The sequence below is a fragment of the Agrobacterium sp. ST15.16.024 genome, assembly GCF_027956545.1.
Lineage (GTDB): Bacteria > Pseudomonadota > Alphaproteobacteria > Rhizobiales > Rhizobiaceae > Agrobacterium > Agrobacterium cucumeris.
The window spans coordinates 171145-191415 of sequence record NZ_JAQKGO010000007.1; the positions used below are offsets into that span (position 1 = coordinate 171145).

Below are 20271 nucleotides of genomic sequence, written 5' to 3' on the forward strand. Positions count from 1 at the left end.
TCCCGGCTTTTAAAGCCGGGGTGTCCGCCACTCTTTCATCGGCATGAAATAAGCGAGGTCGGCCATGACACGTGGCAATCGCAGGCTGGACATCGTCCTGGCGCTTGGGGCTTTTGCCCTCATTCTTCTCCCCTGGTATCGCATCGAAGGCGGCTTTTTCAGCTTCCGCTGGCTGTCCGGATTTTTCTCCACCGCCAGCAATGCGCCAGGCGTGCTGCAGATACTGTCCTATGGAAAACCATGGCTTGTCGGCATCGTTCTTTTCTTCCTCGCCGCATGCCTTGTCCGGCCGATGCGTGATCCGATGCGCCGGGGCGGGTTGCTTGCCTTTATCGGTGCTGCCGGTCTCGTTTTTCTTGCCTTGCAGGGGCTGGCGATCGGTTTTACCGGCTGGACCTGGACGGTGAGTGAAAACCTCTTCGGCATGCTTGCCGATGGTCAGGCGTCCATGGGGGCGGGTGCCGTCGTCATGTCGTTCGTCTTCGTGCTTCTCTTTGCCTTCGGACTTGCCGAACGTGGCGTCATGAAAGGCGACGCCTTTGTCGTCGGCGCCATTTCCGTTCTGGTCTTCCTCGTTGCGGTTTTTGTCTTTTATCCGATCGGGAGCATGTTGATCGCCTCCGTTCAGGATTTCGACGGCTCCTTCAATGCCGATGGCTTTATCCGCAATATCAAGGATCCCGGCATCTGGAGCCTTGGCTGCGTCACGGGTGAAGAGCGTTGCGGCGTTGCCTGGCGCACATTGTTTCTGGCCCTGATGACCGCCTTCGGCTCGACCGTGCTCGGGCTTGGCTTTGCGCTGATCGCCACCCGCACCCGCTTTCCTTTCAAGAAGGGCCTGCGGCTTCTCACCGTTCTGCCGATCATCACGCCGCCTTTTGTCATCGGCCTTGCGCTGACGCTGCTGTTCGGCCGCGCCGGCGTCGTCACCGAATGGCTTTCCTATCTTTTCGGCATCGAACCCGGTCGGTGGCTTTATGGCATGACCGGCATCTGGATCGCGCAGGTTCTTTCCTTCACGCCCATCTCGTTTCTGGTGCTGATCGGCGTGGTTGAAGGTGTCAGCCCGTCGATGGAAGAAGCCTCGCAGACATTGCGGGCCGATCGCTGGCGCACCTTCTGGCGGGTATCGCTGCCGCTGATGAAGCCCGGTCTCGCCAATGCGTTCCTTATCGGCTTCATTGAAAGCATGGCGGATTTCGGCAATCCGCTGGTGCTTGGCGGCACCCATGGCGTGCTGTCGACGGAAATCTTCTTTGCCGTCGTCGGTTCGCAGAACGATCCCTCCCGCGCTGCGGTTCTGGCGATCATCCTCCTGTGCTTCACGCTTTCGGCCTTCCTTGCCCAGCGTTTTTGGCTGGCAGGCAAGAATTTCGCCACGGTGACGGGCAAGGGCGACAGCGGCGCGCATATTGCCCTGCCGCGTGGCCTGTCCATCGGCGTTCACGCCATCGTCGTGCCGTGGATGGTCTTCACCATCGTCGTTTATGGCATGATCCTCGTTGGGGGTTTTGTGAAGACCTGGGGTCTCGATAATTCCCTGACCTTCGATCACTACATCCGCGCCTTTTCCGTCAGCTTCTCGAACGGCTCAATCGCCTGGACGGGCGTTGCCTGGAATTCGTTCTGGACGACGATGGAGATCGCGCTGGTTTCGGCGCCGCTCACCGCTGCCGTCGGTCTTCTGACCGCCTATATCATCGTGCGGCAGAAATTTGCCGGGCGGAACCTGTTTGAATTTGCGCTGATGATGAGCTTTGCCATTCCCGGCACGGTCATCGGCGTCAGCTACATCATGGCCTTCAACCTGCCGCCGGTTGAAATGACCGGTTCGGCACTCATCCTCATCGCCTGCTTCGTCTTTCGCAACATGCCGGTCGGCGTGCGCGGCGGCATCGCGGCGATGAGCCAGCTCGACAAGAGCCTCGACGAGGCATCGCTGACGCTGCGGGCCAATAGTTTCCGCACCATCCGCAAGGTCATCCTGCCGCTCTTGCGACCCGCGATCACGGCCGCACTGGTCTATTCCTTCGTGCGCGCCATCACCTCCATCAGCGCCGTCATCTTCCTTGTCAGCGCCCAGTACAACATGGCGACGTCCTACATCGTCGGCCTTGTCGAGAACGGCGAATATGGTGTGGCGATCGCCTATTCCTCGATGCTGATCGTGGTGATGATCACCGTCATTACCGGCTTCCAGCTCATTGTTGGTGAGCGACGCCTGCGGCGCGAAAACCGCGTCGCCGGCCTGCCATCCGCTTCCTCCGTTCCTCTTGCCCAGGAGAAAACCGCATGATTTCCGTAAAACCCGGCTCCGTCACCTTTCAGAATGTCCGCAAGACCTTCGGCGCCTTCACCGCCATTCCCGACCTGTCGCTCACCATTGAGCCCGGTACGCTGGTAACCCTGCTTGGCCCCTCCGGTTGCGGCAAGACGACGACGCTGCGCATGCTGGCGGGTCTTGAACATCCGACCTCCGGCCGCATCCTCATCGGTGACAAGGATGTGACCATGCTGCCTGCCAATGAGCGCGATGTCTCGATGGTCTTCCAGTCCTATGCGCTTTTCCCCCACATGACGGCGCTCGATAATGTCGCCTACGGCCTGCAATCCTCGGGATTGCGCAAGGCGGAAGCGCGGGAGAAAGCGGAAGAGGGGCTGAAGCTCGTCGGCCTCGCCGGCATGGGCCACCGCCTGCCCGCCGAACTTTCCGGCGGCCAGCAGCAGCGCGTGGCGGTCGCCCGCGCTTTGGTGCTGGAACCGCAGGTGCTGCTGCTGGACGAGCCGCTCTCCAATCTCGATGCTCGCCTTCGCCGCCGGGTGCGTACCGAAATTCGCGAATTGCAGCAGCGGCTCGGTTTTACCGCCGTTTATGTGACGCATGATCAGGATGAGGCGCTGGCGGTTTCCGACCGGATCATCGTGATGAAGGATGGCGAGATCGCCCAGTCGGGTGCACCGCGCGATCTTTACGAGGCCCCGGCCTCCGCCTTCATCGCCGATTTCATGGGCGAGGCGAATGTCGTCGGCTGCGAGGTGATCAGCATTGAGGGGCCAGATGCACTGATTCGCGTCGGCGGTATCGATCATCGCGTTTCGGCGCGCAATGCCCGGCCCGGTCCGGCCAAGCTTGCCGTGCGTCCGGGTTCGATTGCCATCGGCCAGCCGGGCGGGCAAGGGGTTGCCGGCCGGGTGCTGCACAGCGCCTATCTCGGTGGTCATGTCGAATATGAAGTCGAGACCGATATCGGCACGCTCTTCATCGTCGACCATGCGGTCGAGACCAGCCTGCCGCCGCAAAGCGATGTCACCCTCGGATTTAAGAACCGCGGCATTGCGCTGATCCAGTCCTGACGGGCGTCAGTCCTGCGGATCGGGCACGATCCACCAGAATAGCTGCACGAGGTCGCTCCAGGTGCGGGCGAGATCGTCGATCGCGGCATTCACCTCCATATAGAGGTGAATGCCGAGCAGCGTGAAAAGCCCCAGCAGCAGCCATGGCCAGATCGGGCGTCTGCCCGCTGGCTTCGGATCGTGCTTTTCGTCCTGATCGATGTCCAATCGCTGTCTCCCCGTCGCCTTGAGACCTAGGGCCAAAACCACGCGGCTGCAACCATGCATCAGGCTGCGTGGCCTCATCCTCGCCATGAAGTGCGATTTCCTGCCACGAAAACACCCAGATTCATTCAGCCGCAGTTCACCCGCCGGAGCGCTAAATCCCTCCATCCCATAAGGAGGGAGATGACATGCGTAAGATGATTTTTGGCGCAGGAATGATTCTCAGCGCCCTGTTCGGCACCGGCGCGAACGCCATGCCCGTGGGTCAGCCATCGGCACCCGCGACATCCAATGTGCAGACCGTCGACTATGCCTGCGGACGCGGCTTTCATCTGTCGCCGCGCGGATATTGCCGTCCGAATGGTCCACCGCGTTACGAGCGTGGCTGGGACAGGCGCGACCGCTGGGAAGGTCGCCGCGAATGGCGCGAACGTCAGGCCCGCAGAGAATGGCGGGAACGGCGAGACCGCCGCGACTGGCGGGAACACCGTGAATGGCGTGACCGTCGCGATTATTATCGCTGGTAACAAGATAAGGCCCTTCCTTAACTGGGAGGGCCTTTTTAGTTGTGATCCGCCCGCAAAAACGGTGCACGGCGATCCCCCCGAACCACTTTTGCTGCAGCAGCGGCCATGGCTTGCTCTCGAGGGCTTTTGAGCTACTATGCCGACATGGCGGGGAGGCCATGTTAAAGGAGGGTTCATGAATTACCGGTTTTCGAAACGGCGTATGGTGTTGAAGCTTGCCGCTACGGCAGCTTCTTTTTGCATGCTGGGAATGACGGCGAGTGCCGAAGGTTTTCCCGATCGGACCATTACGCTGGTCGTGCCTTTCGCGGCGGGCGGCTCCACCGATGTGGTGGCGCGCGTCATCGCGCAGAAGATGGGCGATGAGCTTGGCCATCAGATCGTCGTTGAAAATGTTGCCGGTGCCGGTGGCAATCTCGGTGCCGACCGTGTCGCCCGGGCCGAGCCAGACGGCTATACGATCCTGATGGGCACGGTTGCGACCCATGCGCTCAACCCGCTTATCCTCAAAACAAAACCTTACGATCCGGAAAAGGATTTCGCCCCGGTTTCCTTGCTGGTGGTGGTGCCGAATGTGCTGGTCGTCAATCCGAAGCTCAACGTCAACAGCGTTGCGGAACTGATTGCGCTTCTCAAGGCCGAGCCGGACAAATATGCCTATGCCTCTTCCGGCAATGGCACGCCTCTGCATCTTTCGGGCGAGTTGTTCAAGAGCATGGCTGGTGTCAGCATGCAGCATGTTCCCTATAAGGGGGCTGGTCCTGCGCTCAACGATCTGCTTGGCAACCAGATTTCGATCATGTTCGACAATCTGCCGTCGTCATCAGGCCACATCAAGTCCGGCACGTTGCGGGCACTTGGCGTAACCACGGCCGAGCGCGCCTCATCCTTCCCGGACCTGCCGACCATTGCCGAGACCGTGCCGGGTTATGAAACCTATACCTGGAATGCGCTCTTTGCGCCGGCAGGCACACCGGACGAAGCGATCGACAAGCTGAATGCCGCCGCCAAGAAAGCGCTTGCCGATCCGAACGTGGCCGCGCGCATGGCGGAGTTCAGCGCCAAGATCGTCGCGTCGTCACCCGATGAGCTGAAAACCCACGTTGCGGCCGAAATCGCCAAGTGGGAACCGGTCGTCAAGAACGCCAATGTGCAGATGGATTGATCGGGAACGGGATCCCGATCCGTTGATATCACGTTGCGCGCCCCCTCCTGGGGTGCGCAGCATGACCTGCCAGCTATAATACCCGTGGACGAAGCTGTCATTGCCCGAGCAGGAACGGGCCTGTCGCATCGGCCAATGTGTCGTTTCCGCATCACTTGCCATAAGGTTGCAAAAATCGGCTTGGCAAGCTCAAATCACTCAGCTACAAAACGTATCACCGCGTCAGATCAAACAAAGGGAGGCGTTGCATGACACCAGCATTCACCGAAATCCTCCCGCAGGGAATGACCCGACACTAGGTCATATCCATTCGCGGCCCGCCCTGCGCGCGCCGGACATGCGGTTTATTTTCCTTCATGGCCCGATTGATCTGACGGGATCATTTCGTCTCCCGTCCGGGCTGTGCCATCCAACTTCCGTTTTGAGGACCGGTTGCCGATTTTCTGGCGCCGTGCTGGTTAAAATGTCTCGCAAGAAGCTCGATTTCCGCGCCGATGCCTATCGTCATGTGCTCGGCTTTGTTTTTCACCACTGGAGCCACCGGCCGGCACTGGTGGGTTTCATCATCGTGCTGGTCATTGCCAGCACGCTGGCCGAAGTCATGGTGCCGGTTTTTTCCGGCCAGATCGTTGATGCCATTGCTGGCGGCAACGGGGCGGACAAGGCGCTGCACGCTTTTGTCATCGTGGTGTCGCTTGGTCTCACCAGCGTGGTGCTGCGCTGGTTCATCTTTAACGGCATCATCAGGCTCACGCTGAAAACCATGGCTGACGTCACCAATAACGGCTTCCACAAGGTGCAGCGGTTCTCCACGGACTGGCATGCCAACAGCTTTGCCGGCTCTACGGTGCGCAAGATCACGCGCGGCATGTGGGCGCTGGATTCGCTGAACGACCTGTTGCTCATCGCGCTTCTGCCGTCGCTGGTGATGCTGGTCGGCGCCACCATCGTGCTCGGCAGCTACTGGCCGGTCATGGGCCTCATCGTCGGCCTCGGCTCACTGATCTATGTCGGTGTCACCGTGGCTCTTTCCATGGGTTATGTGTCGCCTGCGGCGCGGCTTGCCAATGCCTGGGATACAAGGCTTGGCGGCGCGCTGGCGGATGCCATCAGCTGTAACTCGGTCGTCAAGGCCTTTGGCGCTGAAATGCGTGAGGAAACGCGGCTGGGCCACGTGCTGGTGAAATGGGATAACCGCACGCGCAGAACATGGCGGCGCGGCACGCTGAATGGTACCATTCAGAGCTTCATGATGGTGTCCATGCAGGCCGGCATTCTCGGCACCGGTCTCATCATGTGGCGACAGGGGCTGGCGACGCCGGGTGATATCACCTTCGTGCTTGCCATGTTCTTCGTGCTGCAGGGTTACCTGCGTGATGTGGGGCAGGATATCCGCAACCTGCAACGCGCCGTCAACGACATGGAAGAGTTGGTGCTGCTGGACAAGATGCCGCTTGGCGTCGAAGACAGGCCGGATGCCGCGCGGCTTGATATCGGCAAGGGCGAGATCGTCTTCGATCACGTCACATTCCAATATGGCGCGCATCCCACCCCGCTTTATGATGACTTCTCGGTCACCATCAAGCCGGGCGAGCGTGTGGGGCTGGTCGGCCATTCCGGCTCGGGCAAGACAACTTTCGTCAAGCTCATCCAGCGCCTTTACGACATCAAGTCGGGCGCAATCCGCATCGACGGGCAGAATATCGCCGGTGTCACGCAAGCGAGCCTTCGCGGCCAGATCGCCATCGTGCAGCAGGAACCCATCCTGTTCCACCGCACGCTGGCGGAAAACATTGCCTATGGCCGGCCGGATGCCACGCGGCGTGAAATCGAGCAGGCGGCAAAACAGGCCAGTGCCCATGAGTTCATCATGTCCCTTCCAAAAGGATATGAGACCATGGTTGGCGAACGAGGCGTCAAGCTCTCGGGCGGGGAACGCCAGCGCGTCGCCATTGCCCGCGCATTCCTCGCCGATGCGCCGGTGCTGATCCTTGACGAGGCCACCTCGAGCCTCGACAGCGAAAGCGAAGTGCAGATCCAGCAGGCCATGGAACGGCTGATGGTTGGCCGCACGACGCTGGTCATCGCGCACCGGCTCTCCACCGTCAGGGCGCTGGACCGGCTGCTGGTGTTCGACAGGGGCAAGATTGTCGAAGAAGGCGACCATCAGGCGCTTATCCGCCTCAATGACGGCATCTACCGCCGGCTGTTCGAGCGGCAGGCGCTGGAACTGACCAAGGGCCTGGTGGCCTGAAACAACGAGACGCCGGAGTTCATCCTCCGGCGTTTCATCCGCAACTTCTAACCAGTGCCACGAACGCGCCGCTTTTTTCCATTAATGGCGTTCTCTCCGCAATACCAACAGGATGGTGAACCATGGATTTCAACCCGATCACAAAGCCGCAACGCCTTGTCATCAGGGGAAACCATATCCATGCCTTGTTCCATCACCCTTTCAGACCTCTCATGGTCCACGCCTGACGGTCATCCGCTTTTTTCCAACATCAATCTTCGCTTCGGTCCCGAACGGGCCGGGCTGGTCGGGCGCAACGGCGTCGGCAAGACCACGCTTCTGAAGCTGATTGCCGGTGAATTGTCGCCGTCCGCCGGCACGGTCTCCGTCTCCGGCAGGATCGGCGTTCTCCGGCAAATCGTGCAGGTCATGCCCGGGGAGACCGTCGCGGATCTTTTCAACGCGCGTGAGCCGCTCAAGGTTCTTTCCAGCGCCCAGGCGGGGCTGGCCACACTCGAAGAGCTTGGCGACGTTGACTGGATGCTGGAGGAAAAAATTGCCGATGCGCTGGCTGCGGTCGGGTTGGACGCTTCGCCGTCAACGCTGCTTTCGGCACTGTCCGGCGGGCAGCGCACACGGGCGGCACTTGCAGCCCAAATCCATGCCGCCCCGGACTTCCTGATCCTCGACGAACCGACCAACAATCTCGACCGTGACGGTCGTCTGTTCGTCGCCGATTTTCTGGCGGGTTGGCGTGGCGGAGCGATTGTCGTCAGCCATGATCGGGAACTTCTCGATACACTTGATGCGATCGTCGAAATGACGACGCTGGGCGCAACCCGTTATGGCGGCAGCTGGAGCCATTACCGCGCGCAAAAGGCACTGGAACTGGCCGCCGCCGAACAGGATCTCGCCAGCGCCGAGAAGCGCCTTGCCGAGGTAAAACGTCGGTCGCAGGAAGCACTGGAACGCAAGGCCCGGCGCGACGCAAAGGGCGCCGCCAAAGCGGCAAAGGGGGATATGCCCCGCATTGCCGCCGGCGGCATGAAAAGACGAGCCGAAAAGACCAGCGGCGACAATGCCAATCTCGCCAGTCGCCTGAAAGCCGAAGCGACCGAGGATTTGCAGACGGCGCGACAGCGGATCGAAGTCCTTCAGGACCTCACTGTCACCCTGCCACCCAGCGGGTTGCACAAGACCAGGACCGTGCTGAGCCTGCAAAACCTGACCGCGGGTTATTCGGGAAAACAGCCCGTATTTGCCGATCTGTCCTTCGAAATCACCGGCCCGCAGCGCGTGGCAGTGACAGGCCCGAACGGATCGGGAAAAACGACGCTGCTTTCCGTGATCAGGAATGAACTGATGCCATTGTCAGGGACGGCCCACCTCGGTGTGACGTCCGTCTTTCTGGACCAGCAGGTTAGCCTGCTGGATCCGAAGCTGTCGATTCGCGACAATTTCCTTCACCTCAACCCGCAGGCCGGGGAGAACGCCTGCAGGGCAGCGCTTGCCCGCTTCATGTTTCGTGCCGACGCCGCCTTGCAGATTGTCGGAACGCTTTCGGGCGGCGAGATGCTGCGCGCGGGTCTCGCCTGTGTTCTTTGTGGTCCACAGCCGCCGCAACTGCTGATCCTCGATGAACCGACAAACCATCTGGATATCGATTCCATTGCGGCCGTGGAGGCCGGCCTGCGGGCCTATGACGGCGCGCTCCTGGTTGTCAGCCATGATGAAGCGTTTCTCGGCAAGATTGGCATCGACCGGCGGCTTACCCTTGGGCGGCCGTGAGGCGCCGTGATTGCGCACGCCGAAGCCGGACGTCCATCTGCCGTTTCGCCTGGATGTCTCCTTTTTTCATGGCGACCGCGCTGCCTTCAGTCCACGCGGCAACGGCACCGTCGTCGTCTTTGAGATGCATAAGGCATTCGCCAAGTGCAGCCCAGGCTGCCGAGTAGTCGGGGTCCTGGTGAACTGCCTCGCGCAGATGTTGCGCCGCATCGTCGAATTGCCGCGCGGCCATCAGGGCCTTCGCGAGTGAAAAGCGCAGGAGAGGAGCATCTTTACCGTCTTCCAGCATCTTCAGGAGTTTCTCGATCATCGTCATTCCATTGCAATGGTGGGCTTCATGCAAATCGATACGACGTCAAGCGCGGTTGAGGTCAAGCGGAGATTGGCGCCTCTGCGGAGGAAACCTCCGCTGATGGAGCGGAGTGTTTCATCTTGATATGCGGCGTACCGCGACCGGATCCCAGATGTCATCAAGCGGCCCTTCAAGGGCGGTGCGCGGGGGAATGAGCTGCGGTTCGATAATGGTGACTTCGGGCTCTGCGCGGTTCTCTTCCAGCAGTTCGAACCCTTTTTCGAGCATTTGCGCAATATCGGGTTTGATCATGTAAACGGGAAAGGGAAGAAATGACGCGAATGGGTCGTAGTCAAAACAGCCGACGACGATGTCGCCAAACGCTTCCCCGTCGTGACGCCCCATGAAACGAAGCAACCCTTCAAAGTTGATCGATGAATTGACGAAGAAACAGCGGGGAAGACGGCCCCTGCGCTCGAAGAAGCGTTCGAAGGCCAGTTCCGTCATGCGCGGCGAATAACCAGTGATCTCGATATCGTCACCACTCTGCACGCCGAAATAATCGGCTTTCGCGGCATGAAAGCCATCAATACGCTCGCGGCTGGCGTGGTCGTCATGACCACCGAACAGGATGACGTCGTCAGGGCCGAGCGACCCACCCTTTGCCGCATGGGTAAGGATTGCCGATGTCAGGATTTCCGCGCCGTGCCGGTTGTTGGAAATGACGGACGACGCAAATTTGCCGGGCAGGTCGATATTGACGTGCGGAAGGGCGGCGCGGGCGCAGACCTGGTGAACGCCATCGGGATCGGTGACGCCGGCGATGAACAGGGCATCAATCGAATAGGCGATCAGCGTCTCGACGGTGCGACGTTCCTCCTCGGGGTCGCGCCGCCCGGAAACCACCATCGGCGACAGGCCGCGTTTGCGTGCCTGCCCCTCGAAGGTCTGCGCCATGGATGAAAAGAACCGGTTGTCATAAACCGGCACCAGGAGCCCGACGAGACCGGATTTTGAGCTCCTGAGGCCACGGGCCTGCAGATTGGTGGTGTAGCGCTGTGCCTTGGCGAGCGAGAGAATCTTGTCTGCGGTTTCCTCCGAAATCCGCCGCTTGCGCCACGATCCATTCAACACTGCGCTCACTGTCGAGGCTGATGCGCCAGACAAGAGCGACAAGTCATAAATGGTGGCTTTCTTGGAACTTATGCCTGTCACTTCGATCTCCCCAGCTGATTCCGATTATTAGAGCACGCATCCCCTTGACGGAAGGGAGCTTCATGATATGGTTATTGCACCATCGATTGTGCAGTTTGGCAATATCGATTGTGCAGGATGGTTGCTATGGGAGTGGCAAGGGAGAGTCTCGAATAAGCGAGATGAGAGATTTGAAGCGCGGCAGGGAAAAACTGGCTGCGGCGGATTTCGTTTGCCGATTTTTTGAGGAGGAACATCATGAAGAAAATTATTGCTGCGGCGCTCGGCCTGTCGCTTGCGCTGCTCTCATCCGCGGCCTTCGCCGAAGGGCCGAAGGTTGGCGTCGTCGTCAAGATCGGCGGTATTCCGTGGTTCAATGCCATGGAGGCTGGCATCAAGGAGCAGAGCAAGAAGCTCGGCGTTGACGGTTTCATGGTTGGCCCGACCAGCGCCGACCCGGCCCTACAGGTTCGTGCCATCGAAGACCTGATCGCCCAGAAGGTCGATTTCATTGGCGTTGTGCCGAATGATGCGAAGGTGCTTGAGCCGGTGCTGAAGAAGGCCCAGGCCGCCGGCATCAAGGTCATCACCCATGAATCGCCCAAGCAGCTCGGCGCCGACTGGGATTTCGAACTGGCTTCCGCCAAGGGTTTTGGTGAAGCGCATGGCAAGCTTCTGGCGGAAAAGATGGGCGGCAAGGGTTCTTATGCCGTCTTCGTCGGTTCGCTCACCGTGCCGCTTCACAATGCCTGGGCCGATGCCGCCATCGCTTATATCAAGGCCAATTATCCGGACATGAAGCTCGTCGGCGATCGCTACGGCGTCGCCGAAGATCTCGACAAGAGCCGGTCGACGGCGCTCGATCTGATGTCCGCCAATGCCGACCTGAGCGGTTTCCTTGCCTTTGGTTCGCAGGGACCGATCGGTGCCGGGCGTGCCGTCGAAGAGCGGCGCAAGGATGGCAAGGTCTTCGTCATCGGCCCGTTTTCGCCGGGGCAGGGCGCTAAGCTGATCAAATCGGGCGCGTTGACAGGCGGATTCATGTGGAACCCGAAACAGGCCGGTGAGGTCTTCATCACGCTCGCCGACCGTATCGCCAAGGGCGAAACGCCCAAGGCCGGCGACAATATCGAAGGTCTCGGCACCATCAATCCCGAGGGTAACACCATCGTCGTCGATCAGCTTTTGAAGATCGACAAGGAAAGCATCGACAAGCTCGTTTCCATGGGCCTCTGATCCTCCCCGGAGCCGCAGGCGTCGCGCGAGACGAAAAGCTCGCGCGACGCCCATCCCAAGAAACATGCCGAGCGCCACGTCTGCGATGCTTTCGCGGCGAAAGGAGAGATACGCTATCATGAGCGCAGAACCGCTCCTGTCCCTCAAGAATGTCAAAGTCACCTTTGGCGGCGTGCGCGCCCTGAAAGGCGTTTCTTTCGAGGTCAATCCCGGTGAAGTGCATTGCCTGGCCGGTGAAAACGGCTGTGGCAAAAGCACGCTGATCAAGGTCATAACAGGCGTTTATACACCCGAAAATGATGCTGAACTGTATTTCGACGGCAAGCCGATAGCCGCAATGACCCCGACACTTGCGCAAGCGCTTGGCATTCAGGTGATCTGGCAGGATCTGGCGCTGTTTGATGAAATGTCGGTGGCGGAAAATATCGGATTTCAGTACGCGGTGAATGGAAAATATGGGCTGGTCGACAAGCGCGCCATCGAACAGGCGGCCGAAAAGGCGCTGGCCCGGCTCGGCGTCGAGATCGATCTCGACAAGCCGCTCAAGGAACTGCCCATTGCCCAGCGTCAGATCGTGGCGATTGCCCGTGCACTGGTCGGGGAAGCGCGCCTCGTTTTCATGGACGAGCCCACCGCGTCGCTGACGCAATCGGAAACGGACTACCTGATCGATATCGTCCGCAACCTCTCCGCCTCCGGCGTTGCGGTTGTCTTCGTCTCGCACCGCCTTGCGGAAGTGCTTGAGATTTCGGACCGCATCACCGTGCTGCGCGATGGGTCGCTTGTCGGGGTCTTCCCGGTTGAAGGCATGACCCAGTCACGCGTGACCGAACTGATGACCGGCCGCAACTTCGACAGCGCCGTCATCGCTGCCGATCACGATGACAAGCCGGTCGTTCTGTCCGTCCGCGGGCTCAGCCGGGTCGGTGAGTTTGAAGATGTGTCTTTCGATCTGCGGCAGGGCGAAACGCTGGGGATTACTGGCCTGCTGGGAGCCGGACGCACCGAACTGGCCTTGACCCTTTTCGGCATGCATCGGCCGCAATCGGGTGAAATCCTGATCGACGGGAAGAAGGTGAATTTCCACTCCAACCGGGATGCGATCCGGGCCGGCGTTGCCTATCTTTCCGAAGACCGGCTGGCGCTTGGTCTCAATCAGCCCCAGTCGATTGCCGACAATCTCGTCATGGCCTCGCTGGACCGTTTGCTGACGGGTGGCCTTATCTCGCCATCGAAAAAGGCGGATGTGGTTTCCCGCTGGATTTCAGCGCTCGGTGTCAAGATCGGCCTGCCGGAAGACCCGATCCGTACGCTTTCGGGCGGAAACCAGCAGCGTGTCGCCATTGCCAAGTGGCTGGCGATCGGGCCGAAAATCCTCATTCTGGATGCGCCGACCGTGGGTGTCGACGTCGGCGCGCGTGCCGGCATTTTCGAAATCGTCCGCAAGCTCGCGGCCGAAGGTCTTTCGATCATCGTTATCTCCGACGAAGCCCCAGAAGTCTATTTCAACACCGACAGGATCATTCACATGGTCGAAGGTCGGTTCCACGCCACCCATGATCCGCGACATGTGTCGCTTACCGAACTGGAGTCCGCCATCTATGCGTAGGCTCATCCTCGGACATACGACCGAATTCACGCTGCTTGTGGTCATGGTGCTGCTCTGCACGGGCCTGTCCTTTGCAACCGACCGTTTCCTCACCATCTCCAATGCCTTCGATGTGCTGAATGTCTCGGCGGTCAACATCATCTTTGCGGTCGGCCTGCTTGTCGTGCTGATTTCGGGCGGTATCGACATCTCCTTCGCGGTTGCCGCTTCCGTCGTGCAATATGTCACGGTGCTGGCGCTCAATGCGCTCGGCGGCGGCAACTGGGCGGAGGGTTTCATCATTGCCGGCGCCGTCGGCCTTGGTCTCGGTTTCGTCAACGCCTTCCTCGTCTGGCGGCTCAACATCATTTCCATCGTCGCGACCATTTCCACTTTCAACATCTTCTTCGGGCTGTTGATGTTCTTCACCAAGGGCGTGTCGATCTACGATCTGCCGGAATGGCTTTCGACCCGCGTGGTGTTTTATGAGCGCGAGATGCCGGATGGTTCCTGGGTCGAGCTGACATTGCCGGTCGTTGTCATGATCCTCTGCTGCTTCGCCACCTGGTTCATGATTTCTCGCACCACGGTCGGCCGCAAACTTTATGCTTTCGGTGACAATCCGGAAGGCGCACGCCGCTTCGGCATCAATATCGGCGCCATGCATTATATTTCCTTCGGCTGGCTCGGCCTGATGGCGGGCATTGCCGGGCTCATGCAGGCGCATTACGCGCAGGAGGTCGTGCCCAACGCGCTCTATGGCCGCGAGCTGGATGTTCTTGCTGCCACCGTGCTTGGCGGCGCGCGGCTTGGCGGCGGTAAGGGTTCGGTCATCGGCTGCGTGCTTGGTGTGTTGATGGTGTCCATCACCCAGAACGGCCTCAACCTGATGGGCGTGTCTCCCTTTGCATTCAAGATGATCGTCGGCGCCATCATTCTCATTGCAATCACGCTGTCCTCCACCCGGTTCGACAAGCTGCTGCCGGCAGCCTTGCGGACCTCCGCTAAAAAGGGGAGTGCGCAGCGATGAGCAGCTTCGTTCGGAAATTCAACGCGATTTTCGGTGCCGACATGGCCGGGCCGGTGATTGCCTTTGTCGCGGTCATGCTCATCTTCGGGACGCTGGCGGATAATTTCCTGTCGCTCGCCACATTCGGTTCGGTCGCCTTCCAGCTGCCCGAACTCGGTCTTTTGACACTGGCGATGCTGCTGCCGCTGCTGACCGGTGGGATCAATCTTTCCGTCACATTCGCCGCCAATCTGTCGGGGCTGGCGGCAGCCTGGGTGCTGCAGGCCCATGGCGGCGTGGACGCACCGCCGAGCGCCTTCCTGCTCGCCTGCCTTGCCGCCCTCGCCACCGGTGGTGCTGCCGGCGCCATGACCGGCGCGGCGATTGCCTATACCCGCGCGCACCCGATCCTCGTCACCCTGTCGATGATGATTTTCCTGCGCGGGCTCGGGGAGTTCCTGACGCGCGGCGGTGATGTTTCCGGTTTTCCGGCCTATATGGCGCCGCTTGGTCACGGCACGCTTTTCGGGCTGCCCATCCCGCTGCTGATCTTCATCGCCTGCGTCGGGCTGTGGCATGTGCTCCTGACCCGCACGAAGCTCGGTTTCGGTCTGCTGATGATCGGCTCCAATATCGAGGCGGCGCGTTATTCCGGTCTCAACACCCGCAAGATCCAGGTGCTCGTCTACACGCTCTCGGGTCTCATGTGTGCCGTCGCCGGCATCATCATGCTTGCCCGCTTCAACTCGGTGCGTGTGGGACACGGTGAATCCTACCTGCTGATCACGGTACTGGCGGCGTTCCTCGGCGGCATCAATCCATTCGGCGGCTTCGGCCGTGTGCTGCCCGTCTTCGTCGCGCTGATCGTGCTGCAGCTCCTGTCGTCCGGGCTAAACCTTCTCGGCGCCAACCAGCATCTGGCAACGGCGCTGTGGGGTGTGCTGATGATTGTCGTCATGGCGGCGCGCGGCCTGTTTTCAGGTTACTTCGCATCTCTCAGAAAGAAGGTATGACGTGCAAGGCTTCGGTGTTCACGCAATGATGTGGTCCCTCAACTGGGATCATGAAAGCGCCAGGCGGGCCATTGCCGGTGCTGCGGATTATGGGCAGGATTTCATCGAGATTCCGCTTGTCGATCTCCCATCCGTCGATACGGCGCATACCCGCGCCCTGCTGGAGAAATACGGTCTGCGGGCTGTCTGCTCGCTGGTTCTGCCGGAACCTGCCTGGGCCTCCGTCCGCCCCGAAGCAGCCATCGCGCATCTGAGGGCCGCGCTGGACAAGGCCTCCGAAATGGGGGCGGAAGCGCTGACGGGCGTCACCTATGGCGGCACCAGCGAGCGTACGGGTTTCCCGCCGACACAGGCTGAATACGACAATCTGACACGCGCACTATCTCAGGCTGCCGGCCACGCGAAGACGCTTGGCCTGCAATTCGGTATCGAGGCCGTCAACCGCTACGAAAACCATCTGGTCAACTCAGCCGAGCAGGCCGTGGCGCTGGTTGAGCGTATTGGCGCCGACAATATCTTTGTCCATCTCGATACCTTCCACATGAACATGGAAGAGAAGGGCATCGCCAGTGGCATCATCGCTGCCCGTAACCATCTGAAATACATGCATATGTCGGAGAGCGACCGCGGCACGCCGGGTTTCGGCAACGTTTCCTGGGACGCGGTGTTTGCCGCACTCGCGGCCATTGGCTTCAAGGGCGTGCTGACGCTCGAGAGTTTCGCCGCGATGCCGCAGGAGATGGCGGGTGCGATTTCCACCTGGCGGCCGGTTGCTTCAGGCGCAGACGAGGTCCTCGACAAGGGGCTGGCCTTCCTGCGCGACAAGGCAAGCCAGTACCGGATTTTCTGACCGCAATCATTATCGGGGCGAGGAACACCTTGAGCACAATTGACGATAATGCCCGTGAGATTGCGGGCTTGGCCCTCCAGCGTCTGGAAAGGGCAAAAGGCCGACGTGTGATGATCGCGATTGCCGGTGCCCCGGGATCGGGAAAATCGACCATTGCCGAAGGTGTGGTGGATGTGTTGAACGCCGGCAGAGGCGAGCCCGCCGCGCTTTTTCCGATGGATGGTTATCACTATGACGATGCCGTGCTCGAAGAGATGAACCGCCGACCATTCAAGGGCGCCATCGATACGTTCGATGCCCACGGGTTGCGACACATGCTCGAGCGCCTCAAGGCCAATGAGGATGATGTCATCGCCGTTCCAGTCTTTGACCGGTCAATTGAAATTGCCCGCGCCGGCGGCCGGCTGATCCCGCAATCCGTCGATATCATCGTCTGTGAAGGCAATTATCTCCTCGCCGGCCAGTCGCCGTGGAACCGCCTCAAGCCGATCTTCGATCTGACGGTTTTCGTCGATGTCGGCGAGGACGATCTGCGCGCGCGGCTGAGAAACCGCTGGCTGGGCTTCGGCCTTGCCGAGGACGAGATCAACCGGAAGGTCGAGGAGAACGATCTTCCCAACGGCCGTTTCATCATCTCGACGAGCACCGAACCCGATCTTCGCATCGGCAATCCGGGAAGCGGGGCCACCTCCTGAGACGCCCTGAACGACCGCGTGCGCCACATCCCAACCAAGTGAAACAGAAGCGAAAGAAATCCCCATGAAACACGGCATCTATTATTCTTACTGGGAACATGAGTGGAGCGCCAAGTTCGGCCCCTATATCGAAAAGGTCGCCAAACTCGGTTTCGATATCATCGAAGTCGCCGCCCACCATATCAACGAATACAGCGACGCCGAACTCGCCGCGATCAAGCAGAGCGCGAAGGATAACGGCATCATCCTCACTGCCGGCATCGGCCCGTCGAAATCAAAGAACCTGTCGTCGGAAGATGCGGCCGTGCGCGCAGCGGGCAAGGCTTTTTTTGAGCGGACGCTCACCAATGTCGCCAAGCTCGACATCCGCACCATCGGCGGCGCATTGCATTCCTACTGGCCGATCGATTATTCGCAGCCGGTCGACAAGCCGGGTGATTACGCGCGTGGTGTCGAGGGTATTCACGGCATTGCCGATTTCGCCAATGATCTCGGCATCAACCTGTGCATCGAAGTCCTCAACCGCTTTGAAAACCACGTGCTCAACACGGCGGCCGAAGGCGTCGCCTTCGTCAAGGATGTCGGGAAGAACAATGTGAAGGTCATGTTGGATACCTTCCACATGAACATCGAGGAAGACAGTTTCGGCGAAGCCATCCGCACGGCCGGCCCGCTGCTGGGTCACTTCCACACCGGCGAGAGCAATCGCCGTGTTCCAGGCAAAGGCAGGATGCCCTGGCAGGAAATCGGCCTCGCTCTTCGCGATATCAACTACACCGGTGCCGTCGTCATGGAGCCCTTCGTCAAGACCGGCGGCACCATCGGTTCTGATATCAAGGTGTGGCGTGATCTGAGCAACGGCGCTGATGTCGCCAGAATGGACGAGGACGCCCGCAACTCCCTGGCATTTTCCCGTTTCGTCCTCGGCGGCTGATGTCCGGTACGTGGCGCTGACCATGCGGCCGCCATATGGTGCCGCCTGGTCTCGCAGGGATAACGCATGAGCGCCGGCGGCTGGGAGAGATCGCGATCCGCGAGTTGAAGAAAACACCTCTTATGCGCTAAAGCTCCGGGATATCCCGGGATCGGAAACGATCCGCCCAAGGCCATTATTCGCATGATCCCTGTCGCACTCCCGTCCGTCGAAGCGGTGCTTCTTGTCGCCTTCCTTCTTGCCACGACCTTTGTCTGGGCCGTCTGGACGCTGGGGCTGCTCATTCGATATGCGAGCGGCCGGCGGAAGCGCCCGGTGATCTTGCCCTACGGGCTGGTGACCGCCATCGCGGTTTTCACCCTGTGGCAGATCGCTGGTTTTTGGCTCGAGATGCGGGCCTATGACAGGGAGAGGACGGCAAACTACCTGCCGGAACTGCTTGAACCAACCCGGCTTGGCCAGATCGATATGCCCAAAGGCACGAAACTCGAGCTTGCCATTGCCAATAACCGGGATGCCTTCAGCCGCGCGGTGTTTCCGCATCCCGTGCGGGTTGCAGATATCGATGCCGTCGAAATCGCCCGCTATATCGCGATAAAAACCAACGACAACTACGAAACCATTGGCTTCACCCCCGACAACATGCGGATAACCGGCAATGGCGTAACCACCCAGAGCGGCTGGCGTTGCGACGCGACCCGACCGGTGGAGTTTGATCTGCGGCCCGATGGCGGCATATCCGCCTTCAGCAGATGCATTCTTGCCGATGGCAATGTCGTTGATGGCATCACGCTGCCGATGGGCACCTCCCTGTACGCCTCTACCGGCAATGTCTATATCGACGGCTTCGTCGATTCCGACAGATGGGTTCTCGGCACGCCGCAGGGTCAGGCCATTCACGTCGATAATTTCGATCTCTCCGATGCGACGATTGCCCTTGATGACGAACGAAAACTCTACGAAATCAAAAGCGCGGTCCTGTCAAAGGAGGCGATGCTCGGCACGCGCCGCCATGCGGCCGGAACCCATGTTCGCTATAATGCCCGGCACCTTCGGAAAGATTACCCAGCCGCATGGCTGCTCACCCCACCTCTGCCCGATGCTGATCCTCAGCCGGCATCGCCTGCAAGCCTCGTGCAGAACAGGGAAGGTGAGGTTCTGGCCACCCCGGCGGATTGAACAGGACCGGGCAGGGATGCGGCGAAATGGCCCGCCCGCGAGCACGCGCTGAACGCTGGGATCAAGCAAAATCCAGTCCTGTTAAAAGGCCGTGGTCATGCCTTTTTGCGATTGGCCGTTGCCGCTTCGATGCCTGAAGCCAGGTGGCTATCGAACCAGGCGATCATTTTGCGAAGCTTTTCTTCGGCGGGTGTGACGTCACCTGCGTTCACGAGTTCAGCCGCAGCCTGAGACATGGCCAGCAGAATGCGCGCGGTTTCTGGCACATAGGGCAGATCGACCCCCGCATCGTGGCGTTCGCGTATAATCTGATAACGTAGCTTCTCAGGGTAAGTCCATGCACTCACAAGCAAATCTTGGACGCTGACCTCTTGGCCTGCGATATCGATCACCGCGTCGCGGTCAGCCTCGACATATCCTGACGCCTCTATGCGCTCGCAGGCATTGATTGCGGCATTCATCAGGTCCCTGACCACGTTCCAATCTGTTTTCATCGCATCCTCCTTACCAACTGCGCAGGCCGGTCGACGGTATGTCGATGGTCCGTCGCATGCAATGTCCACAGAAAGTGACCGGCGAAATCGCTTTTCCCACGTGTATCGCGAACGATCTCAAACGCCGCGAACAGCTGTCAAAGATACTGCGATGTCGCAGGTGTCTGCCGGTGATGGATCGCGGGCGGGCGCGATCCATCATTGCGATCCTGTTTCACCGCTCCCGGTAAAAGATCATGCCGCCATGGTGGAGGACATCATCTATGAACGTTCCATCTGCGGTAAAGCCGGTATCGTCCCGGTAATCGATGTGATTGCCGGTCACGACGTAACGGCCCTGATAGGCGCTTTTGCGGTTGCCGCGGGCTTCATCATAACGCCCATTGGCCAAAAGCTCCTGACGGACATGGCCGTCACCTGTCACCCACATGCCGACATAGGGGTGAGCTTGCGGGGGCGTGGAACCGGCGCTGGTTTCGCTCCCCGTCAGCATGGCGATGGCAGCGGCAACGGGTA

At 60.0% G+C, this 20271-nt stretch carries 19 protein-coding genes; 14 read left to right on the forward strand and 5 right to left on the reverse strand.

All coding sequences use genetic code 11. From position 1 onward, the window contains the following. Positions 1 to 64 precede the first annotated feature (64 nt). On the forward strand, positions 65 to 2296 hold the full coding sequence (locus tag PL640_RS19675; RefSeq protein WP_174033661.1) for an ABC transporter permease: 2232 nt from the start codon (positions 65 to 67) through the stop codon (positions 2294 to 2296). Next, positions 2293 to 3354, forward strand: coding sequence for an ABC transporter ATP-binding protein (locus PL640_RS19680; RefSeq protein ID WP_065116804.1), 1062 nt, complete (start codon positions 2293 to 2295; stop codon positions 3352 to 3354). The genes PL640_RS19675 and PL640_RS19680 overlap by 4 nt, the downstream gene beginning before the upstream one ends. 6 nt (positions 3355 to 3360) lie before the next feature. Here PL640_RS19680 and PL640_RS19685 read toward each other — a convergent pair whose 3' ends face one another. Beyond that, a complete protein-coding gene (locus tag PL640_RS19685) occupies positions 3361 to 3561 on the reverse strand; it encodes a hypothetical protein (protein ID WP_269700002.1) in 201 nt (66 codons plus the stop codon). Between the two features lie 185 nt (positions 3562 to 3746). Here PL640_RS19685 and PL640_RS19690 point away from each other — a divergent pair, with 185 nt between their 5' ends. The 4 genes from PL640_RS19690 (at position 3747) to PL640_RS19705 (ending at position 9271) form a co-directional block, all read left to right on the forward strand. After that, positions 3747 to 4085 carry a GCG_CRPN prefix-to-repeats domain-containing protein gene (locus PL640_RS19690; RefSeq protein ID WP_046801270.1) on the forward strand — a complete coding sequence of 113 codons (339 nt, stop codon included), beginning with the start codon at positions 3747 to 3749 and terminating at the stop codon, positions 4083 to 4085. A 175-nt stretch (positions 4086 to 4260) separates the two neighbouring features. After that, a complete protein-coding gene (locus PL640_RS19695) occupies positions 4261 to 5250 on the forward strand; it encodes a Bug family tripartite tricarboxylate transporter substrate binding protein (RefSeq protein ID WP_405049199.1) in 990 nt (329 codons plus the stop codon). A 463-nt stretch (positions 5251 to 5713) separates the two neighbouring features. Beyond that, positions 5714 to 7504, forward strand: a complete 1791-nt coding sequence (locus PL640_RS19700; protein WP_271363156.1) for an ABC transporter ATP-binding protein — start codon at positions 5714 to 5716, stop codon at positions 7502 to 7504. A gap of 180 nt (positions 7505 to 7684) precedes the next feature. Further along, entirely contained in the window at positions 7685 to 9271 is a 1587-nt protein-coding gene (locus tag PL640_RS19705) for an ABC-F family ATP-binding cassette domain-containing protein (protein WP_271363157.1), read from the forward strand. Here PL640_RS19705 and PL640_RS19710 read toward each other — a convergent pair. Together PL640_RS19710 and PL640_RS19715 are read right to left on the reverse strand one after the other, a co-directional pair. Continuing rightward, positions 9252 to 9581, reverse strand: a complete 330-nt coding sequence (locus tag PL640_RS19710; protein ID WP_271363158.1) for a tetratricopeptide repeat protein — start codon at positions 9579 to 9581, stop codon at positions 9252 to 9254. The genes PL640_RS19705 and PL640_RS19710 overlap by 20 nt on opposite strands. A gap of 117 nt (positions 9582 to 9698) precedes the next feature. Further along, positions 9699 to 10778 carry a LacI family DNA-binding transcriptional regulator gene (locus tag PL640_RS19715; RefSeq protein ID WP_271363159.1) on the reverse strand — a complete coding sequence of 360 codons (1080 nt, stop codon included), beginning with the start codon at positions 10776 to 10778 and terminating at the stop codon, positions 9699 to 9701. Positions 10779 to 11015: 237 nt separating this feature from the next. On the opposite strand from PL640_RS19715, the gene PL640_RS19720 reads away from it, so the two are divergent. From PL640_RS19720 to PL640_RS19755, 8 genes are all read left to right on the forward strand, one after another. Next, a complete protein-coding gene (locus PL640_RS19720) occupies positions 11016 to 11993 on the forward strand; it encodes a substrate-binding domain-containing protein (protein WP_046801275.1) in 978 nt (325 codons plus the stop codon). A 118-nt stretch (positions 11994 to 12111) separates the two neighbouring features. Further along, positions 12112 to 13602: a sugar ABC transporter ATP-binding protein gene (locus tag PL640_RS19725; RefSeq protein WP_271363161.1), complete on the forward strand. Its 1491-nt coding sequence runs from the start codon at positions 12112 to 12114 to the stop codon at positions 13600 to 13602. Beyond that, positions 13595 to 14611, forward strand: a complete 1017-nt coding sequence (locus PL640_RS19730; RefSeq protein WP_142842016.1) for an ABC transporter permease — start codon at positions 13595 to 13597, stop codon at positions 14609 to 14611. Before PL640_RS19725 ends, PL640_RS19730 begins: the two co-directional genes overlap by 8 nt. Continuing rightward, positions 14608 to 15603, forward strand: coding sequence for an ABC transporter permease (locus PL640_RS19735; RefSeq protein WP_046801277.1), 996 nt, complete (start codon positions 14608 to 14610; stop codon positions 15601 to 15603). The genes PL640_RS19730 and PL640_RS19735 overlap by 4 nt, the downstream gene beginning before the upstream one ends. 1 nt (position 15604) lies before the next feature. Beyond that, complete coding sequence (locus tag PL640_RS19740; RefSeq protein ID WP_271363162.1) at positions 15605 to 16453, forward strand: sugar phosphate isomerase/epimerase family protein; 849 nt, start codon at positions 15605 to 15607, stop codon at positions 16451 to 16453. A gap of 29 nt (positions 16454 to 16482) precedes the next feature. Then, positions 16483 to 17148 carry a nucleoside triphosphate hydrolase gene (locus tag PL640_RS19745; RefSeq protein WP_271363163.1) on the forward strand — a complete coding sequence of 222 codons (666 nt, stop codon included), beginning with the start codon at positions 16483 to 16485 and terminating at the stop codon, positions 17146 to 17148. A 64-nt stretch (positions 17149 to 17212) separates the two neighbouring features. Further along, positions 17213 to 18082: a D-psicose 3-epimerase gene (locus PL640_RS19750; protein ID WP_142842020.1), complete on the forward strand. Its 870-nt coding sequence runs from the start codon at positions 17213 to 17215 to the stop codon at positions 18080 to 18082. Between the two features lie 183 nt (positions 18083 to 18265). Next, complete coding sequence (locus PL640_RS19755) at positions 18266 to 19261, forward strand: hypothetical protein (RefSeq protein ID WP_271363165.1); 996 nt, start codon at positions 18266 to 18268, stop codon at positions 19259 to 19261. A 95-nt stretch (positions 19262 to 19356) separates the two neighbouring features. Here PL640_RS19755 and PL640_RS19760 read toward each other — a convergent pair whose 3' ends face one another. Together PL640_RS19760 and PL640_RS19765 are read right to left on the reverse strand one after the other, a co-directional pair. After that, complete coding sequence (locus PL640_RS19760) at positions 19357 to 19755, reverse strand: hypothetical protein (RefSeq protein ID WP_271363166.1); 399 nt, start codon at positions 19753 to 19755, stop codon at positions 19357 to 19359. 214 nt (positions 19756 to 19969) lie between these two features. After that, on the reverse strand, positions 19970 to 20248 hold the full coding sequence (locus PL640_RS19765) for an Atu4866 domain-containing protein (protein ID WP_309578123.1): 279 nt from the start codon (positions 20246 to 20248) through the stop codon (positions 19970 to 19972). Positions 20249 to 20271: the final 23 nt, after the last annotated feature.

Coding starts and splice junctions, on each gene's coding strand:
- PL640_RS19675 (WP_174033661.1), top strand. CDS start 65: ATGACACGTGGCAATCGCAGGCTGGACATCGTCCTGGCGCTTGGGGCT.
- PL640_RS19680 (WP_065116804.1), top strand. CDS start 2,293: ATGATTTCCGTAAAACCCGGCTCCGTCACCTTTCAGAATGTCCGCAAG.
- PL640_RS19690 (WP_046801270.1), top strand. CDS start 3,747: ATGCGTAAGATGATTTTTGGCGCAGGAATGATTCTCAGCGCCCTGTTC.
- PL640_RS19695 (WP_405049199.1), top strand. CDS start 4,261: ATGAATTACCGGTTTTCGAAACGGCGTATGGTGTTGAAGCTTGCCGCT.
- PL640_RS19700 (WP_271363156.1), top strand. CDS start 5,714: ATGTCTCGCAAGAAGCTCGATTTCCGCGCCGATGCCTATCGTCATGTG.
- PL640_RS19705 (WP_271363157.1), top strand. CDS start 7,685: ATGCCTTGTTCCATCACCCTTTCAGACCTCTCATGGTCCACGCCTGAC.
- PL640_RS19710 (WP_271363158.1), bottom strand. CDS start 9,581: ATGATCGAGAAACTCCTGAAGATGCTGGAAGACGGTAAAGATGCTCCT.
- PL640_RS19720 (WP_046801275.1), top strand. CDS start 11,016: ATGAAGAAAATTATTGCTGCGGCGCTCGGCCTGTCGCTTGCGCTGCTC.
- PL640_RS19725 (WP_271363161.1), top strand. CDS start 12,112: ATGAGCGCAGAACCGCTCCTGTCCCTCAAGAATGTCAAAGTCACCTTT.
- PL640_RS19730 (WP_142842016.1), top strand. CDS start 13,595: ATGCGTAGGCTCATCCTCGGACATACGACCGAATTCACGCTGCTTGTG.
- PL640_RS19735 (WP_046801277.1), top strand. CDS start 14,608: ATGAGCAGCTTCGTTCGGAAATTCAACGCGATTTTCGGTGCCGACATG.
- PL640_RS19750 (WP_142842020.1), top strand. CDS start 17,213: ATGAAACACGGCATCTATTATTCTTACTGGGAACATGAGTGGAGCGCC.
- PL640_RS19755 (WP_271363165.1), top strand. CDS start 18,266: ATGATCCCTGTCGCACTCCCGTCCGTCGAAGCGGTGCTTCTTGTCGCC.
- PL640_RS19760 (WP_271363166.1), bottom strand. CDS start 19,755: ATGAAAACAGATTGGAACGTGGTCAGGGACCTGATGAATGCCGCAATC.
- PL640_RS19765 (WP_309578123.1), bottom strand. CDS start 20,248: ATGCTGACGGGGAGCGAAACCAGCGCCGGTTCCACGCCCCCGCAAGCT.